The organism is Collinsella aerofaciens, assembly GCF_020181355.1.
Taxonomy (GTDB): Bacteria; Actinomycetota; Coriobacteriia; order Coriobacteriales; family Coriobacteriaceae; genus Collinsella.
Window position 1 is genome coordinate 600,001 of sequence record NZ_CP084004.1, and the last position, 16,181, is coordinate 616,181.

The 16,181-nt window shown below is 61.5% G+C and carries 15 protein-coding genes; all 15 read right to left on the minus strand.

Going from position 1 to position 16,181, the window contains the following annotated elements; all coding sequences use genetic code 11:
• Positions 1 to 33: 33 nt before the first annotated feature.
• Entirely contained in the window at positions 34 to 1,575 is a 1,542-nt protein-coding gene (glpK, locus tag LCQ44_RS02640) for a glycerol kinase GlpK (RefSeq protein WP_225093994.1), read from the minus strand.
• A gap of 13 nt (positions 1,576 to 1,588) precedes the next feature.
• Positions 1,589 to 2,332 (minus strand): L-threonylcarbamoyladenylate synthase, encoded by a 744-nt coding sequence (locus LCQ44_RS02645; protein ID WP_225093995.1) that lies wholly within the window; start codon positions 2,330 to 2,332, stop codon positions 1,589 to 1,591.
• Between the two features lie 134 nt (positions 2,333 to 2,466).
• Positions 2,467 to 2,958, minus strand: a complete 492-nt coding sequence (locus LCQ44_RS02650) for a type II toxin-antitoxin system HicB family antitoxin (RefSeq protein WP_225093996.1) — start codon at positions 2,956 to 2,958, stop codon at positions 2,467 to 2,469.
• Entirely contained in the window at positions 2,925 to 3,110 is a 186-nt protein-coding gene (locus tag LCQ44_RS10080; protein ID WP_089573106.1) for a type II toxin-antitoxin system HicA family toxin, read from the minus strand. Before LCQ44_RS10080 ends, LCQ44_RS02650 begins: the two co-directional genes overlap by 34 nt.
• A 68-nt stretch (positions 3,111 to 3,178) precedes the next feature.
• A complete protein-coding gene (locus LCQ44_RS02660; protein ID WP_225093997.1) occupies positions 3,179 to 4,429 on the minus strand; it encodes a N5-glutamine methyltransferase family protein in 1,251 nt (416 codons plus the stop codon).
• Positions 4,430 to 5,026: 597 nt separating this feature from the next.
• On the minus strand, positions 5,027 to 6,094 hold the full coding sequence (gene prfA / locus LCQ44_RS02665) for a peptide chain release factor 1 (protein WP_055252487.1): 1,068 nt from the start codon (positions 6,092 to 6,094) through the stop codon (positions 5,027 to 5,029).
• Between the two features lie 228 nt (positions 6,095 to 6,322).
• Positions 6,323 to 7,738, minus strand: coding sequence for a M20/M25/M40 family metallo-hydrolase (locus LCQ44_RS02670; protein ID WP_225093998.1), 1,416 nt, complete (start codon positions 7,736 to 7,738; stop codon positions 6,323 to 6,325).
• 72 nt (positions 7,739 to 7,810) lie between these two features.
• Positions 7,811 to 8,593, minus strand: a complete 783-nt coding sequence (locus tag LCQ44_RS02675; protein WP_225093999.1) for an amino acid ABC transporter ATP-binding protein — start codon at positions 8,591 to 8,593, stop codon at positions 7,811 to 7,813.
• Between the two features lie 22 nt (positions 8,594 to 8,615).
• Positions 8,616 to 9,764: an amino acid ABC transporter permease gene (locus tag LCQ44_RS02680; RefSeq protein WP_225094000.1), complete on the minus strand. Its 1,149-nt coding sequence runs from the start codon at positions 9,762 to 9,764 to the stop codon at positions 8,616 to 8,618.
• A 9-nt stretch (positions 9,765 to 9,773) separates the two neighbouring features.
• Positions 9,774 to 10,700 (minus strand): transporter substrate-binding domain-containing protein, encoded by a 927-nt coding sequence (locus tag LCQ44_RS02685; RefSeq protein ID WP_225094001.1) that lies wholly within the window; start codon positions 10,698 to 10,700, stop codon positions 9,774 to 9,776.
• Positions 10,701 to 10,963: 263 nt separating this feature from the next.
• Positions 10,964 to 11,857: an aldose 1-epimerase family protein gene (locus LCQ44_RS02690; protein ID WP_225094002.1), complete on the minus strand. Its 894-nt coding sequence runs from the start codon at positions 11,855 to 11,857 to the stop codon at positions 10,964 to 10,966.
• 79 nt (positions 11,858 to 11,936) lie between these two features.
• The gene (locus LCQ44_RS02695; RefSeq protein WP_195919330.1) at positions 11,937 to 12,806 is read right to left on the minus strand and encodes a hypothetical protein; all 870 of its coding nucleotides are present in this window, start codon (positions 12,804 to 12,806) and stop codon (positions 11,937 to 11,939) included.
• A gap of 176 nt (positions 12,807 to 12,982) precedes the next feature.
• Positions 12,983 to 13,849 carry a MerR family transcriptional regulator gene (locus LCQ44_RS02700; protein WP_195445308.1) on the minus strand — a complete coding sequence of 289 codons (867 nt, stop codon included), beginning with the start codon at positions 13,847 to 13,849 and terminating at the stop codon, positions 12,983 to 12,985.
• 91 nt (positions 13,850 to 13,940) lie between these two features.
• Positions 13,941 to 14,519: a UbiX family flavin prenyltransferase gene (locus LCQ44_RS02705; protein ID WP_055286312.1), complete on the minus strand. Its 579-nt coding sequence runs from the start codon at positions 14,517 to 14,519 to the stop codon at positions 13,941 to 13,943.
• A 33-nt stretch (positions 14,520 to 14,552) separates the two neighbouring features.
• Positions 14,553 to 16,040: a UbiD family decarboxylase gene (locus tag LCQ44_RS02710; protein WP_195445310.1), complete on the minus strand. Its 1,488-nt coding sequence runs from the start codon at positions 16,038 to 16,040 to the stop codon at positions 14,553 to 14,555.
• Positions 16,041 to 16,181 lie beyond the last annotated feature (141 nt).

A 16,181-nucleotide genomic window follows, 5' to 3' on the forward strand; every position in this document is an offset into this window, starting at 1 on the left:
ACGGTTTGTTGTATCGAGCAGCTCGTCGCAACCCTACTGAGCGGTGTTGAGCGAACGCTTGACGGCATCACGCCAACCAGCGAGATTGCTCTCACGGCGCTCGGCGGACATATGGGGAAGGAAGGTCTTAACGATCTGAGCGTTTTGCTCCAGCTCCTCCAGGTCCTCCCAATAGCCGACGGCAAGGCCCGCCAAGTACGCGGCACCGATCGCCGTGGTCTCCACCGTCTCGCACTGCAGCACGGGGATATCCAGCAGATCGGCCTGGAATTGCATGATGAACTCGTTGCGCGAGGCACCGCCATCGACGGACAGGCGCTCAATCGAAAGTCCCACGTCCTGCTCCATGGCGCGTAGCACGTCATAACTCTGGTAGGCCATGGACTCGCAGGCCGCACGCACAATGGTCGCGCGACTCGAGGCGCCGGTCAGGCCGCACACGATACCGCGAGCATGCGGGTCCCACCAGGGAGCGCCCAGACCCGCAAAGGCGGGAACGAAGTAGCAGCCCTCATTGTCGTTGATCGAAGCGGCGAGTTGCGCGGACTCGCTCACACTCGAGATGATGCCCATGTTGTTGCGCAGCCAGTTCATGGTGGAACCGGCAGCAAAGATGGAGCCCTCGAGTGCATAGCTGATCTTGCCGTCCGCGGCGATACCGATCGTGGAGACCAGACCGTTCTTGGATTCGACGACCTCGTCGCCGGTGTTCATGAGCATAAAGCAACCCGTGCCATAGGTGTTTTTGGTCTGGCCGGGATGGAAGCAGCAGTGGCCGAACAGCGACGCCTGCTGGTCGCCCGCCACGCCCATGATGGGCGGCATGTTGGTCATGATGTCGCTCGCGACGCGGCCGTAGTCGCCCGAGCTCCAACGAACCTCGGGCATCATGGAACGTGGAACGTCAAAGAGCGCCAGCAGGTCGTCGTCCCAATCGAGCGTATGGATATTAAAGAGTGCCGTGCGGCTGGCATTGGTGTAGTCGGTGGCAAAGACCTGACTGCCGGTGAGGTTGTAGATGAGCCAGGTGTCGATGGTGCCGAACATGAGGTCGCCCGCCGCCGCGCTCTCACGCGCACCGTCGACGTTGTCGAGGATCCACTGCACCTTGGAAGCCGAAAAATACGGATCGAGCGTGAGTCCTGTGCGGGAGCGCACCAGCTCTTCTGCGCCCTGCTCGACCAGCTCGTCGATCAGAGGTGCGGTGCGACGGCATTGCCACACGATGGCGTTATAGATGGGTTGGCCGCTTATGCGGTCCCACACCACCGTGGTCTCGCGCTGGTTGGAGATACCGATGGCGGCAATGCGGTCAGAATGGATGCCGCTCTTAAACTGAACCTCCATCATCACGCCGATCTGGCTGGCAAGCACCTCCGTGGGATCCTGCTCCACCCAGCCGGGGCGCGGGAAGCTGGTTTTGACGCTACGACGCGCCTGGGCGACGATGCAGCCGTACTCGTCGACGATGGTCGCGAGTACCGAGGTAGTGCCGCAGTCGAGCGCCATGATGTAGGAACCGCCAAAGCTAAACGGGGCGTCTTCCATACCCAGGCTACCTAGATTCAACGACATCGCTTAAACCTTTCTATTGCATCGGGTCGGACAGGACCCGTTCGATCTCTGATGCGGGAAGCGCGCCTTGGCGCAGGATCTGGAGCTCGCCGTGCTGAAACGACACGATGGTTGAGGCATCGCGACACGGGGTCTCACCGGCGTCGACGGCCACATCGACCCCCTCCAGGATGCGCTCCTCCACCGTGGCAAAACTTGCCGGCGCGGGCGCTCCATGCGTGTTGGCGCTGGTGCAGGCAAGAGGGCTGCCGCAGGCGCGGATGAGCGCTTGCACCACGGGCGAGGCCGAAGCGCGAAGTGCCACCGTGTCGTCGGCGGCACGCATAAAGGTCGGCACGCAGGGGGCAGCCTTAACCACGATAGTCAGGGCACCCGGCCAGCATCGTCGGGCGAGCATGCGGGCCTCATGAGGGATATCCACGCCATAGCGGTCGAGCGCCTCGGCATCATCGACCAGCCAGGCAACCGTTTGGGTGAGCTCGCGCTGCTTGAGGGTAAAGATACGACGATAGCCGGTACCGAGTGCGGGGACCGCGGCGCCGTTGACGGTGGCCTGCGGATCGCGCGGCCACGGCAGAGGTTCACTTGTATCTTGTGGAACGGCATCCGAGAAGGCGTTGACTGCCACGGCGACACCGTAGACCGTCTCGGTTGGAATAAGCGCCAGGCCACCGCGACCGAGTAGCTCGGCCGTGCGCTCGACTGCAAGCCGATGCGGCTCGCGCGCTCCCTCGTATACCCGATAGACCGTCTGCATGTGTATGCCAGCCCCTTACGCCCTGGTGCAAGTTTGTTTACTGTGGGGCATTCTCGCACGAAACGTTCAATCTATTTGCCCAGAGCGCATGTTGGTTTGGTGAGCGGCTCTAGTAGTCGGTGAAAGTGAGGGGGTTATTGGACTGCGACGAACTGCTTTGGCCTGCCGGCGTGACGTTCTTGGGCGGCGTAGCGCTCGATGCTGTCTATCGTTATCATCCGACGGCCGTCGACAAGTTCAACATCGAGCTTTCCGGCTTTGACCAGCGCGGTAATCCGCGGAGCGGAGACTTTGAGGTCCAGCGCTGCGTCTTTAAATGTTCGGCACGCCGCTTCCCGAGCGTCCTCGTGGTCGATTTCGACTGAAAGGGCCACGACCTCGGCCGAGCGTTCGTACCCTGCCGGAGTCAAACCGTTGTTGAGGTCGTCGGCCAAAAACGCCATCAGTGCCTCGGTGGCATGGGCAATCGCTTCTTCGCGCGTATCGCCATCGGCAAAGGCGCCGGGAATCTGCGGGAAACTGGCGCAGTAACCGTCGTCTTCTTTTATGAGAACGCAGTCATAGGTAAATCGCTGCCTCATTTTGCCTCCAACTACCATCCAGCTTGGCGACGAATACTTGCCCACGTGCCCTTCTTTGGTCGATCACCACCAGAGCCGTTCACGGTGACAACACGGTCACCAGAAACATACTTAGCATGACTACCGACCTGCGCGACCTTCACGAATCCATCGTGCTTGAGTAGGGCAATGATTTCCCGAAAGGTAGGAGGTTGCATGGGCCGACCTCTTTCAGCCGTCCTAATTATAAACTACTTTATAATTTTTGCTAACCAGTTAATAAATATTACTGGCGCTGTTTGGGCTCGGTGACGATGGCTCGGACGATGCGGGGGCGATCGGTGAGGTCATGGACGATACGCACGTCCGAAAGGCCTGCCTGGCGACAGAGCTCGGCCGCGGCATCGAGGGCACCCTCGTAGAGCTCACAGGCAAACAGGCCGCCGACACGCAGCATGTAAGGCGCCGCATTGAGCAGGCGGCGGAAGATATCGAGGCCGTCGGCGCCGCCCTCGAGCGCCAGGTCGGGCTCAAAGTCCTTGACCTCGTGCGGCAGTGAGCGCATGACGTCGGTCGGAATGTAGGGCGGATTGGAGACAAGCACATCAAAGGTGCCCCACTCTTCGCGGGGAATGGAACTCACCAGGTTGGTGAGGCTAAAGGCGACCTCATCGGATGTGAGACCGAGCGCGTCGCGGTTTTTGGTGGCCAGATCGATAGCGCGCGGCTCGATATCGGTGGCGGTGCAGGTAACGTGGCCGCGGCGCTCCCAGGCAAGGGAGAGCGAGATGCAGCCCGTGCCGCAGCCGACCTCGAGAACGCGGGCGATGCGGGGCTCGGCTGGGGCAGGCGAAGCGGCATCCTGAGCTGAAGCCGTCTCCTGGTCGGCACCCTCGATGGCGATGCCGTATTCGTCGAGCTCGGACTCGGCGGCTTCCGCGACTTCGGCTTCTGCTGCCTGCGCGGCGGCTTCCTCGGCCTCGCGGTCGGCCAGCTCCTCGGCATAGGCACGGCTGCCGAGCACGTCGCTACCCAGCGCAGCCTCATCGGCGGCCGTCAGGTTGGCGGCACGGCGCTCGGCGGTCGCGCGTTCGTCTGCCAGCGCGGCCTCAGCCTTGCGAGCCTGCTCGACCTCATCGTTCCAAGGCAGCTCAACACGCTGACGGGCAGCAGCCTCGGGGCTCAGCACCTCGGCATCCAGATAATTGAGGACTTCCTCGACGAGCATCTCGGTCTCGGGACGCGGAATGAGCACGCCGGGGGCGCACGTGACGTCGATCATGCGAAACTGCGTGCTGCCGGTGATGTACTGCAGCGGTTCACCTTTAGCGCGACGAACAACGGCCGCGTGCATGGTCTCGAGCTGAGCCGCGTTAAGCGTCTCGTCCATGCGCATATATAAGTCGATGCGTGCCAAACCCGTGGCAGCGCAGAGCAGCCACTCGGCAGAAAGACGGGGGTGCTCCTCGCCGCGCTCGGCCAGGTACTCCTTGGTCCACTCGAGACAACGCTTGATGGTCCAAATCTCGTTTGCCATGGGGCCCTCCCCTCTTAAGCGCCGGATGGCGCGCGAATGTCGGAGCAGATTGTACGCGAGGCCAGCGCTTGGCAAGGGGCGATTGAAGGCGATTATCGAGAATCAGCCCAGATTTTTGCTTGGATTGCAATCGAAGCGTTCATTCGCCGACGTCTAAATCTGCATCCGTCAAGCTTTTGGCAAGGTTGACCCAAAACTGACCAATATCTAACCAAGAACTTGCCAAATCACTTGACGTGCGACGCATCAAAAAATGCACTGCGACTTCTCGGACGATTTTTTGAGCATTATTATCGATAGCAGATAAACGCCGTTGATTGCTTTAAGCAGTTAAATTGCTTAATTTCTAACAAAGCAGATTAAATAAACTCGAATAGCAATTTACTCAACCTAGTCATTTAAGAACGTCCCCAATGACTACCCAAGAGAACGCCGCAGGTAGAGGACGGACAGCGAGCGACGTCCAGAGCGAACAAGTTGGCATGAAAAAGGCGAGGCATAGACCTTCTGGTCATGCCTCGCCTTTTGAATGACAAATTGTCGCTCTGGGCGGCGCGCAGCGTCGAGCCGTTACGCGGTTTGGTAAAACCGCGTAACCTAAACTGCTTGTGCCAGCTTCTCGGCTCGCTCGGCGGCGGCAAGTGCCTCGATGACGGTGCCGAGCTGATCGCCCAGAAGGACGCCGTTGTAGGTGGAGTTGAAGCCGATACGGTGATCGGTCACGCGGTCCTGGGGCTGGTTGTAAGTACGGATCTTCTCGGAACGGTTGCCGTGGCCAATCTGGCTCTGGCGCTCGGCACCGAGCTCGGCCTGCTGCTTCTCGAGTTCCATCTCGTACAGACGGGCGCGCAGCATCTGCATGCAGACCTCGCGGTTCTGGATCTGGGAACGCTGCTCCTGCGACTGCACCACGGTGTTGGTGGGCAGGTGGGTGATGCGCACGGCGGAGTAGGTGGTGTTAACGCACTGACCGCCAGGGCCGGAGGCGCAGTAGGTGTCGATGCGCAGGTCGGACTGGTTGATCTGGACGTCGATCTCCTCGGCCTCGGGAAGTACGGCGACGGTAGCCGTGGAGGTCTGAATGCGGCCCTGGGACTCAGTCTTGGGAACGCGCTGGACGCGGTGCACGCCGGACTCGAACTTCATGACGGAGTAGACGCGGTCGCCCTCGACCTTGAACTCGATGGACTTAAAGCCACCGGCCTCGCTGGGGCTGGAATCGAGCACGGTAGTCTTCCAGCCGCGCGACTCGCAAAAGCGCTGGTACATCTTGTACAGATCGCCGGCGAAGATGGCCGCCTCGTCGCCACCGGCGGCGGAGCGGATCTCGACGATGGTGTTCTTGTCGTCGTTGGGGTCGCTCGGGATGAGCATGTACTTGATGTCTTCCTCGAGCTGGGGAAGCTTGGCCTCGTTTTCGGAGATGTCCATCTGGAGCATCTCCTTCTCATCGGCATCGGTGGTATCGTGCAGCATTTCCTTGGCAGCCTCGATGTCATCGAGCGCGCCGATGTACTCGCGCGAGGCGGCAATGAGGTCGGACTGGTGCGCGTACTCCTTGTTGAGACGCGTGAACTCCTTGATATCGGAGGCGACGGCCGGGTCGGAAAGCTTCTTCTCGAGCTCCTCGTAGGCCTTGATGATCTTTTCGAGCTTGTCGCGCATGACGGACTCCTTTATATGCGTGAAGGCGAAAATCGGCAGAATTGATGGGGCGCGGGGCGCCGCTGCGGGGGTAAGTCCAGCTAGAGCATGTCGATCTTCAGATACATGCGCATCCCTTCGCGTATGGGGTACATAGTTGCGGTCTAACCCATATATGATAGCGTGCGCAGGCAAACCTGCATATAACCCGCACGGAATCCGACAAAGGGACAGTCCCTTTGTCGGATTCTAAAGCGTATGGATCAGGGCGACGAGGAAGCGGACACCCTGGAGGTAGGCGCGGCGGGTAATGCGCTCGTTGGTGCCGTGGACGCCGCGATCGCACTCGTCATCGTCGACCACAAAGGCCGAGAAGCGAATGCACTCGGAGCAAATGCGCTGGTAGTTGGCAGCGTCGGTCGCGCCGATCACGGTCGAGGGGACAATCGCCAACGGCTCGGATGATCCGTTTTCCTCCGTCCCCTTTGGATCACGGAAATAGCGGGCGGCGATGGAGCGAACCGCCTCGAGTCCCGGTCCGCCGATGCGCGGAGACGGCGAGGGTTCGGAGCTGCCGGGGCCGAGCTCGACCTCGACACGGTCGGCGAGCCCCGCCTCGGCAACGGCGACGCGGCAGCGGGCCACGACATCGGCCACGCTCGTGCCCTCGAGCATACGGAAGTTGATGTTGGCCCACATATCCTGCGGCATTACGTTGGCGCCGGTGCTGCCACCCTCGATCTGCGTGGGTGCGCAGGTGGTCGTCACCAGCGGATAGAGCTTCTTGCTGGCGAGGCAATCGCGGACAATGGCGCCCCCGTTGGCGGCAATTTCATCCGCCGTGTAGAGCCCCAGCTCGACGAGCTGGGCGGCAAGCAAATCGGTCACGCGCGTCGGCCACTCGATATCGCAGATTGCGGTGATGGCACGGCTGAGCACCTCGAGCGACGTGCCGCCGTAGGGGTTGGAGGAATGCCCGCCCACGCTCTTTGTCTTGAGCACAATGTCGGCATAGCCCTTCTCAGCCAGGTCGGCGTGCATGAGCCAACCCTCGCCCGCGCTGTACTCGGCATCCGAAACGATGCGGTAGTCGCCCTCGTCGATCAGGAACTCGAGCTCAACACCGCGCTCCTCGAGCGCACGGCCGATGGCGCCTGCGCCGCACTGCGTCGTCTCCTCGTCCTGGCCAAAGGCCAGGAGCAGCGTCCGCTCGTGCTGCCAACCGTGCGCCAGCGCATACTCGACAGCCTCGAGAATGCCTGCGACCTGGTCCTTCATGTCGATCGCTCCACGGCCCCAGATGTAGGTGTCGTCCACGTGCCCGCTAAAGGGGTCGTGCGTCCAGTCGGCCTCGGTACCCGGCACCACGGGAACCACATCCATGTGGCCCATGAGCATAATGGGCTTGAGGTCAGGGTCGGAACCGCTAAGCGTCACCAATAGCGAATGGTCGATAAGCTCGACCTCGCCCGCCGCAAATACGTACGGCCAGGCCTGCTGCATATAGGCGCGCAGGTCGTCGAAAGGTTGCCAGTCCACCGCCTCGGCATCCATGCTCGAGACGGTCGGAAACGACAGAACGCGGCCCAAGCGCTCGCACGCGCCTGCCTCGTCTATATCGGCAAAATCGTCCTCATGCGCAAAGAAGCGCCAAACCTCGGCCATGACATCCTTTCGATTGTGATGACGAGGGCCGCCCCACGGGAGCGGCCCTGCCACATAAGCGTTTGCGGTCGGTTATTTGTCCTCCAGATAACGAGAGAGGAACTCGCGCGTGCGCTGGTGTTTGGGGTTGCCGAAGAGCTCGGCCGGCGCGGCGTCCTCGAGCACCACGCCCTTGTCCATAAAGACCACGCGGTCGGACACGGTTCGGGCAAAGGCCATCTCGTGCGTGACGACGACCATGGTCATGCCGTCGGCCGCGAGCTTGCGCATGACCTCGAGCACCTCTCCCACGATCTCGGGGTCGAGCGCGGAGGTCGGCTCGTCGAACAGCATGATCTGCGGATTCATGCACAGGGCACGAGCGATGGCCACGCGCTGTTTTTGACCACCGGACAGACGGCCCACGGCGGCGTGCGCGAACTTTTCGAGTCCCACGCTGGTCAGATGCTCCATCGCGACCTTCTCGGCCTCGGCCTTGCTCATCTTTTTGAGCGTGACGGGCGCGAGCGTGCAGTTGTCGAGCACGTCCATGTTGTTGAACAGGTTAAAGCCCTGGAACACCATGCCGATGTCCTCGCGGAGTTTATTGATATTGCAGCGCTCGGCCGTAAGGTCCTGGCCGTGGAACCAGATGTGGCCCGCGTCCGGGGTCTCGAGCAGGTTGAGACAGCGCAGGAAGGTCGACTTGCCCGAGCCCGAGGCGCCGATAATGGTGACGACCTCGCCGGGGTTAACGGACAGGTCGATGCCCTTGAGCACCTCGAGCGAGCCGAAGCTCTTGCGCAGGCCCTCAACGCGGATGAGCGGCTCTTTGGTTTGCGCGGCCGCAGCGCCGGTAGTAACGGTATCTGCCATGATGAATCTCCTCGTCTTGCGCCTAGTTGGAGCTGGGCAGCGTGGCCGGAGCCTCGGCGCCGAGTTTTTTGCCAAAGGCTTCGAGCAGGCGGCTCGCCACGAGCGTCAGGATCAGGTAGACCACGAGCGCCACGCAGTAGACCTCCATCTGGCGGTAGTACACGCCGGCGACGGTGGTGGTGGCGTACATGAGGTCGAACACGCCGATGACCGAAAGCACCGACGAATCCTTGATGTTGATGATGAGCTCGTTGGTGAGCGCCGGAATCGCGTTTTTAATGCCCTGGGGGAACACGACCTTGCGCATGGCCTGCCACTGCGACAGACCCAGCGAGCGCGCCGCCTCGGCCTGGCCGGGATCGATGGACTCGATACCGCCGCGCAGGACCTCCATCATGTAGGCGGTGGAGTTGAGCGAGATGGTGACGAGACCGGCGGTGAAGGTACTCCAAATCTGGTTGGCCTGGGCGGTCTCGAAGCCCATGCCGCGCAAAACGGTGAAGCCCGCGTAATAGATGAGCAGGCCCTGGACCATCATGGGCGTGCCGCGCACGATGGTGGAGTAGACAGTCGCAAAGCCGCGGCCGATGCTCTTAAAGAAGCGCACCAGGTCGTTGTCCACGCGATCGAAGGTCTGAATACGCAGGAACACAAAGAGCAGCGCCAGGAAAAAGGCGATGACGGTACCGAAGGTCGCAAGTGCGATGGTGATCTCGATGCCGCGAATGAAGAAGTCGCCGCTCTTGTAGGTCATGTAGACCAGGCTCGACAAAAAGTCGCTGGGGTTGGAGTCCGAGACAATGCTCACCTGCACCAGGTCGATAAATGACATGACGCAGCGGTCGATAAAGAAGATCGCCGCGATGGCAACCACGACATAGCTGCCCAAGCGTGCGCCACGACGGAAGCGCTCGGATGCGAACGGCGACGTTTCGCGATAGTCATTCCAGTGCATGAGTTTGGTGACGAGCGCCGCCGCCGACACGACGAGCCAGGCCCAAAGGATTGCCCAAAGGCAATCCTGGAAGATACCGGTGGGCGCCAAGAAGCTCAGCGGCGTGGGGTTGCGCTGGCTAAACGCCAGGCCAAGCGCCGCGATGACACTCGTGCCCAGGTACACATAACGGTGGTCGGCCTTGATAAAGGAGGCCAGACGATTGATGGTTTTCATGCTGCCTCCCTATGCCGGCTGGCGGTCGAGGCACGCGTCCCACATTTGGTCGCGTTCCTCTTGGCTAATGCCCTTGAGTGTCTTGTCGATGAGTTTAAGCAGTTTGTCCGAGCCCTTGCGACAGCCGACGTTTGCCGCGACCTCCTGCTTAAAGCCCTCGCCCTCGGCAAAATGAATAGGGACGATACCCGGGTTTTGGGCCATATAGCCCTTCTCGTTCTCGGTGTTGTAAGTCACGGCGTCGCACGTGCCCTGCAGCAGATTCGAGAACACCGTGGGGACGGAGTCGACCGGGTTCTTGTGCACAACGCCCGGAATCTCGTCGATGACGGTGTCGAGCATGGTGTCCTTTTGGCCGAGTACCGTGGCACCGCTAAAGTCGCTAAGCTTGGTGGCGTTTTGGTAGGGGGAACCCTCTTTTACGAACAGGCCAAAGTAGCCAATAAAGTACGGGTCGGAGAAGCCGACCGACTCCTCGCGCTCGGGCGTGGCGCTCATGCCGGCGATGATGAGGTCGATCTGGCCGTTGTTGAGCGAATCGATAAGGCCCGAGAAGCTCTGCTTGACGGCAACGGGCTCGCCACCGAGGGCCTTGCAGACGATCTTGGCGATCTGCACGTCGTAGCCATCGGCATAGGCGCCCTGCACGTTGTCGATGGGGATAGTGTACTCACTGGCTTCGGAAACCTGCCAGTTGTACGGGGCGTAGGCCGCCTCCATGCCAATGCGGATCTTGTCCTTGCCGATCACGGAATCGGACAGGTCGTCGCGACCGCCGCCCGTCGTGGGCTGAACCACCTTGAGCGTGGACGGACGCTGACAGCCGGCGAGCGCGCCGGCGACGACGGAAGCGCTCGCAGCGAGAGCGCTACCCAAGAAGATGCGACGGCTGCACACCGGCTGTGGATGCGCGTCGCGCTGATGGGGAGAATGCATAATCTGCCTTCCCTGTTGAATCGTATGCTGACGACTTAACAGGATATACGCCAGCGACCAGCAGTGCAGCACAAGCTCGAAAAATTAATAGACACATGGTAGTCATTGGGGACGTCGATGTTTTGGCAATGCCGGCGAGCGACGTCCAGAGCGAACAAGTGGCATGAAAAAGACAAGGCATGACCAGAAGGTCTATGCCTTGCCTTTTGAATGACAAATTATCGCTCTGGACGGCACGCAGCATCGACCGAGCGGCGGAACCTCTAGAGCAAGGTGACGCTAAAGCTGCGTTTATCGGTAGCGCCGGGGGCCAAGGTAATGGTGTTGACCTTGTGCTCAAAGACGTCGTCCTCGGTGGACATGGTGGTGTGACCGGTCCAAGGCTCGAGCGCCACAAACGGGGCGTCGTTGGCGGCAGACCACACGCCGATGTACTTAAAGCCCTCAAAGTCGATCTTGACGCCGTGGCCCGACTTGCGGCCGCGCAGCGTGAGCGTGGAGCCCGGGGTATCGGTGAACATGATGGCGTCGTTATCGAAGCTGCGGTGCGTGATGGGCAGCACGTCCGAGTTATCGGGAGCCTTGTAGCTACCCTCGAACGTCATGAGGCCATCGGGCGTGATGATGGGGGCCTCGTTGGTCCAAGCCTCGGTAAATGCCAGCTCGTAATCCTCGAACGCCTCGTCCTCGGCACCGGGAGCAGGTACGTTAAATGCGGGGTGGCCGCCCACCGAGAACGGCAGGTCCACGTCGCCGGTATTGGTGACGGCAAAGGTCTGGGTAAGTGTGGCGTCACCAGTCAGGGCATAGGTCATGTTGAGCTTAAAGTGGAACGGAAAGGCCTTGAGCGACTCGAGCGTGTCGGTGATCTCGTACGTTACCGAGGAGCCGTCCTCCGAAACCTCGACCAGCTTGTGCTCGACGATGCGCGCGAGGCCGTGGCGCGGCATCTCGCAGGTGCCAGCCGCAGACGTCGCCGTGTTGTTGCGCAGCGAGCCCACAATGGGGAACAGGATGGGCGCATGCTTGCCCCAAAAGGCGGGGTCGCCCTGCCACAGATACTCGTTGCCGTTGAGGGCAAGGCTCGTGAGCTGGGCGCCCATGGAATCGATGGCCGCGGTGAGGCTGCCGCGCTTGATGGTAGTGACGGTAGACATGCTACTTCCTCCAAAAGTAAACAATAGTGTCGAGGGCTATTGTCCCACTCTTGGCGGCGGGGTTGAGCGACAGGCGCAGTTATTGAGCAATAGCGTAAAGGTCAAACCCGCCCTGCGGAGTGCTATCGACCGTATCGGGCGCCTGCGAGTTAAAGCTCACGGGAACCATGCGCTTTGAGGCGCGGAAGCGCGTGCCGTCGGTGGCGACGGGCGGTTCGTCGACGGTGAGCTCGTAGTCGCCGGGCTTGAGCTCGATGCCGTCACCAGCGGAATTGACGTATTGATACTCGTCAATCGTCTGCCCTTTGAGCGTACGCCCCACGATGTGGATGAGCATTTGGCTGTCGCCACGCGCGGTGTCCCACATCGCGCCGTCCTTGACCTCGACCGACACATGTACCGAGCGCGTGCGGCTGAGCGATTGCTCGACAGACATCTCGACCTTGGCGGCGTCTTGACGCTGCTGCTCGACATGGCTCCAAACGCTACCGATTGCCGAGCAGGCGATAACGCCGGCCATGAAGGCGATGAGGATGGGGCCGAGCGGAGAACGGCGGCCCGCGTCTTCCTCACGAGCCAAGTCGGGGCGATGTGTGGGCGCAGGCGCCTGGGCGCCTTGCGCGGGCACGTCGAGAATGCTGAAGGATGCCGTGCTGTCGGGGTCGATGGTGTGACGCGGCTGCGGGATCTTTGCCGGCGAGATGGACATGTCCGCCGGCTCACCGAGTGTGGCCGTGGCATCGGCCTTAGCCTCATCGGCCTCGGCTTGGGCCCAAGCCTGCTCAAAGGTCAGGGGCTCGGCGGCATCGGAGGCGGCATCAGGCTCGACAGCGGCATCGTTGCCGGTCTCGTCCTCGTCGCTCGACACGTCACGCGACGCGGGCTCGTCCCACTCCTCGTCCGGAGCCTCGCCCTCGCTATACCACCATTCAAAGTTATCGATATCCATACGGGGCGCCCCTTAGGCCTCGCAAATAAACACTTGTTAGCCTTATACCCGCAGATGGCGCTGGAGCTCGCACGGAATGCGATAAAGGGACTGCTCCTTTGTCGCATCGAAGTTGCGGTGGAATAGTTCCTGTTTGCACGCCCACTCGAGCTATTTAGGGACTATTTCACCGCAAGTTATTTGAGGGCGACGGGGATTTGGATACAGCAGAAGTCCTCTTGGTGAGACTCGTCGTAGCTCGTGGTGTCCAGGTAGCAAAAATCGAAAGCATTGCCGATGGGCTGGAGCGCGTGCCTGTCCATGCAGGCCACGATGGCGCGGATACCCTCGGGCTCGTACGGCATGCCCCAGCGACTCATGCACAGGTACGTGCCCTCGGGCAGCACCTCGACGCCAATCTCCGCCAGCTCGGCAGGATCGCTCGGCAGTATTTCCTCGGCACCACGCGGCAACACGGCAAAGGAACCGGCACCGGCGATGGGGTCGTCGGAATGCAGCGCCTCGCAACGCAGCATGGCGCCCCAACCGCGCATGGGGCGTGTGCCCGTGAGCGCACGCATGCGCAGAATCGCCCGCATGAGCGTGGGGTGCAGCATCGAGCGGCCACGCTCGATATCGCTCGGGAACTCCTCAAAGACCACGTAGCGGCGCTCGAATTGCTTGAGCTCCGGTTTGCCCTCGCGCTCGCGCCAATAGACCGCCTCGTCGTAAAAACTCAGCCGCTCCTGCACGCTCGCGCGCTCGGCTTTGAGCCCGGCAATCTGCTCGTCGAGCGCCTGCACCCGCGAGCGCAGGTGATCGGTCATCTCTCCAATGTCGAACGTCGAGGTCAGGCGATCGATCTCATCGAGTTCCAGTCCCAAGTCGCGCAGCATGCAGATCAGACGCATGAGCGGGATCTGCGTGGGCGAATAGAAACGGTAGCCTTTTTCGTTAACCACGGCGGGTTTAAACAGACCGATCTTGTCGTAGTAGATGAGCGTTTGGCGCGAAACGTTAAACAAGCTCGCCATCTCGCTAATCGCATACATACCCGTCTGCATAGGTCCTCCCGACACACCCTTTGACACGAAAAGCCCGCCGCCCACAGGGGCAGCGGGCTCAAACACTACTCGTATCCTACCCTAAAGATGCCTATGACCAGCGCTTATAGTTGGCGCACGACACGCCGACGGCCTCGAGTGCCTTGGCGGCGATGTGATGCACCGCCTCATCGAGCGTGGCGGGGCCGTTGTAAAACGTGAGCATGGGCGGCATGAGCATGACACCCGGCACGCGCGCCAGGCGTGCCATGTTGTCGACATGGATCGCACTGAAGGGCGTCTCGCGCACCATAAGCACCAGGCGGCGCTGCTCTTTCATCTGCACATCGGCCGCACGCAGCAACAGGTTTTCGCTGTAGCCGCTCGCGATGCCGGCGAGCGTCTTCATGGAGCAGGGAGCCACGATCATGCCGTCGACCGGATAGGTGCCGCTTGCGATGGCAGCGCCAATGTTCTTGTTGTCGTAGACCACATCGGCATAGCACGCAAACTCGTCGAGCGTCATGCCGAGCTCCTGCTCGATGGTGATCTCTCCCCCGCGCGTGACGACAAGCGCCGACTCAGCGCCGGCCTGGCGCAGGCATTTGAGGCATTCAAGGCCCAGTGCCGCACCGCTGGCGCCAGACACGCCAACGACAATGCGACGGGGACGAACAGAAGACTCAGGCATGACAACTCCTTAACTACTTGGTAGGGCTACTTACTAGAAGGCGAGCTCGGCGGCCCACTTGTCCTTGTCGATCTCCATGAACTGCGAGCGGATGAAGTTCTTCTTGAGGTTAAACGGAACCGTGCAGTCGAAGATGGCCTTGCAGGCGATACCGTGCTCGCGGATCGAAGGATCGAACGCGGGGTCGTTGGACGGATCGAGCACGTGGCAGTGGCAACCGGGGATGGTGATGAGGTCCACGTCGGCCTGGAAGCGCGTGGTCATGGCCCACATCACGTCGCTCATATCGAAGATGTCGACATCCTCGTCGACAAGGATGACGTGCTTGAGCTCGGAGAACGCCGAGAAGGCGAGCATGGCGGCGTTGCGCTGACGGCCCTCGTCATTTTTGCTCGACTTCTTGAACTGCATGATGGCAACGAACTTGCCGCCACCGCAGGGAGCGGCGTGAACGTTGAGCAGGCGGCCCGGGATAGCGGTCTCGACCATCTTGTAGATGGAGGCCTCGGTGGGGATACCGGCCATGGACACGTGCTCGTGCGAAGGGCCGATGCAGCTCTCCATAATGGGGTTGACGCGCGTGGTGACGGCGGTGATCTTGATCACCGGGCAGACCTTGGCGCCACCGGTGTAGCCGGGGAACTCGGGCATGGCGTAGCCGTGGCCGTTGACATCCTCGTTGATGGTCTCGTCGTGCATGAGGTAGCCCTCGAGCACGTACTCGGCATTGGCAATGCACTTCTGCGGAACGGTGACGCAGTCGGCAAGCTCGACGGCGCGGCCGCGCAGGGCGCCGGCGATCTGCAGCTCGTTGAAGCCGAGCGGCGTGGTGGGAGCCTCGAAGCCGCAGCACATGTACACGGCGGGGTCCAGGCCGATGGAGATGGAGATGGGCATATCCTCGCCGCGCTGGCAGTACTCGTCAAAGAACGCACCCAGGTGACGGCTGCCCGGGGTGATCCACATGGCGAGCTTGTCCTTGTCGACGCAGGAGAAGCGGTGGATGGTTACGTCGGACTGGGTGCCATCGGGGCTCGTGCCATAGGCGAGGCCCATGGTGATGTAGGGGCCGCCGTCAACGGGCGTGTTGGTGGGAGCGGGAACGATCTTGCGCAGGTCAAAGCCCTCGTCGGTCGCCTTGTACACGACCTCCTGGCAGTCGACGTGCTTGCCCTCGGCGATCTGCTCGGGGGCGATCAGGTTCTCGAAGCGCTTGCCGATCTCGAGGCCCAGGTGCTCCTCGTCCAGGTCGAGCAGGGCGGCAACGCGCTTGCGGCTGGCAAGCATACCGATGCAGACCTTGGCGTCGTCAAAGCCCTTGACGTTGTTGAAGACCATCGCCGGACCCTCTTTGGTCGGGCGCATGACGGTGCCGCCAGCACCGACGTGACGGTAGACGCCCGAGACCTCGGCATCGGGATCGACCTGGGTGTCGGTCTCGAGCAGCTGGCCCGGCATCTCACGCAAAAAGTCGAGCGCGGAACGCAGGTCGTGGATCTGGGAAGCATCGGTAGTGGACATGGCGTACTCCTTTCGGGAGAGTGTCCGGCGACGGGGTGCCGCCGGACGGGGTAACGTAATGGGGCCGCGGCGCTCACAAATGGAGCGCTCGACCACTCGAAGTTCAAGCGCTTGGCTGCTTACAGCCGGGGCGCTCGACCG

Bases quoted from the DNA above. Each gene is read 5' to 3' on its own strand.
- glpK (WP_225093994.1), bottom strand. From the start codon at position 1,575: ATGTCGTTGAATCTAGGTAGCCTGGGTATGGAAGACGCCCCGTTTAGC.
- LCQ44_RS02645 (WP_225093995.1), bottom strand. From the start codon at position 2,332: ATGCAGACGGTCTATCGGGTATACGAGGGAGCGCGCGAGCCGCATCGG.
- LCQ44_RS10080 (WP_089573106.1), bottom strand. From the start codon at position 3,110: ATGCAACCTCCTACCTTTCGGGAAATCATTGCCCTACTCAAGCACGAT.
- LCQ44_RS02660 (WP_225093997.1), bottom strand. From the start codon at position 4,429: ATGGCAAACGAGATTTGGACCATCAAGCGTTGTCTCGAGTGGACCAAG.
- prfA (WP_055252487.1), bottom strand. From the start codon at position 6,094: ATGCGCGACAAGCTCGAAAAGATCATCAAGGCCTACGAGGAGCTCGAG.
- LCQ44_RS02670 (WP_225093998.1), bottom strand. From the start codon at position 7,738: ATGGCCGAGGTTTGGCGCTTCTTTGCGCATGAGGACGATTTTGCCGAT.
- LCQ44_RS02675 (WP_225093999.1), bottom strand. From the start codon at position 8,593: ATGGCAGATACCGTTACTACCGGCGCTGCGGCCGCGCAAACCAAAGAG.
- LCQ44_RS02680 (WP_225094000.1), bottom strand. From the start codon at position 9,764: ATGAAAACCATCAATCGTCTGGCCTCCTTTATCAAGGCCGACCACCGT.
- LCQ44_RS02685 (WP_225094001.1), bottom strand. From the start codon at position 10,700: ATGCATTCTCCCCATCAGCGCGACGCGCATCCACAGCCGGTGTGCAGC.
- LCQ44_RS02690 (WP_225094002.1), bottom strand. From the start codon at position 11,857: ATGTCTACCGTCACTACCATCAAGCGCGGCAGCCTCACCGCGGCCATC.
- LCQ44_RS02695 (WP_195919330.1), bottom strand. From the start codon at position 12,806: ATGGATATCGATAACTTTGAATGGTGGTATAGCGAGGGCGAGGCTCCG.
- LCQ44_RS02700 (WP_195445308.1), bottom strand. From the start codon at position 13,849: ATGCAGACGGGTATGTATGCGATTAGCGAGATGGCGAGCTTGTTTAAC.
- LCQ44_RS02705 (WP_055286312.1), bottom strand. From the start codon at position 14,519: ATGCCTGAGTCTTCTGTTCGTCCCCGTCGCATTGTCGTTGGCGTGTCT.
- LCQ44_RS02710 (WP_195445310.1), bottom strand. From the start codon at position 16,040: ATGTCCACTACCGATGCTTCCCAGATCCACGACCTGCGTTCCGCGCTC.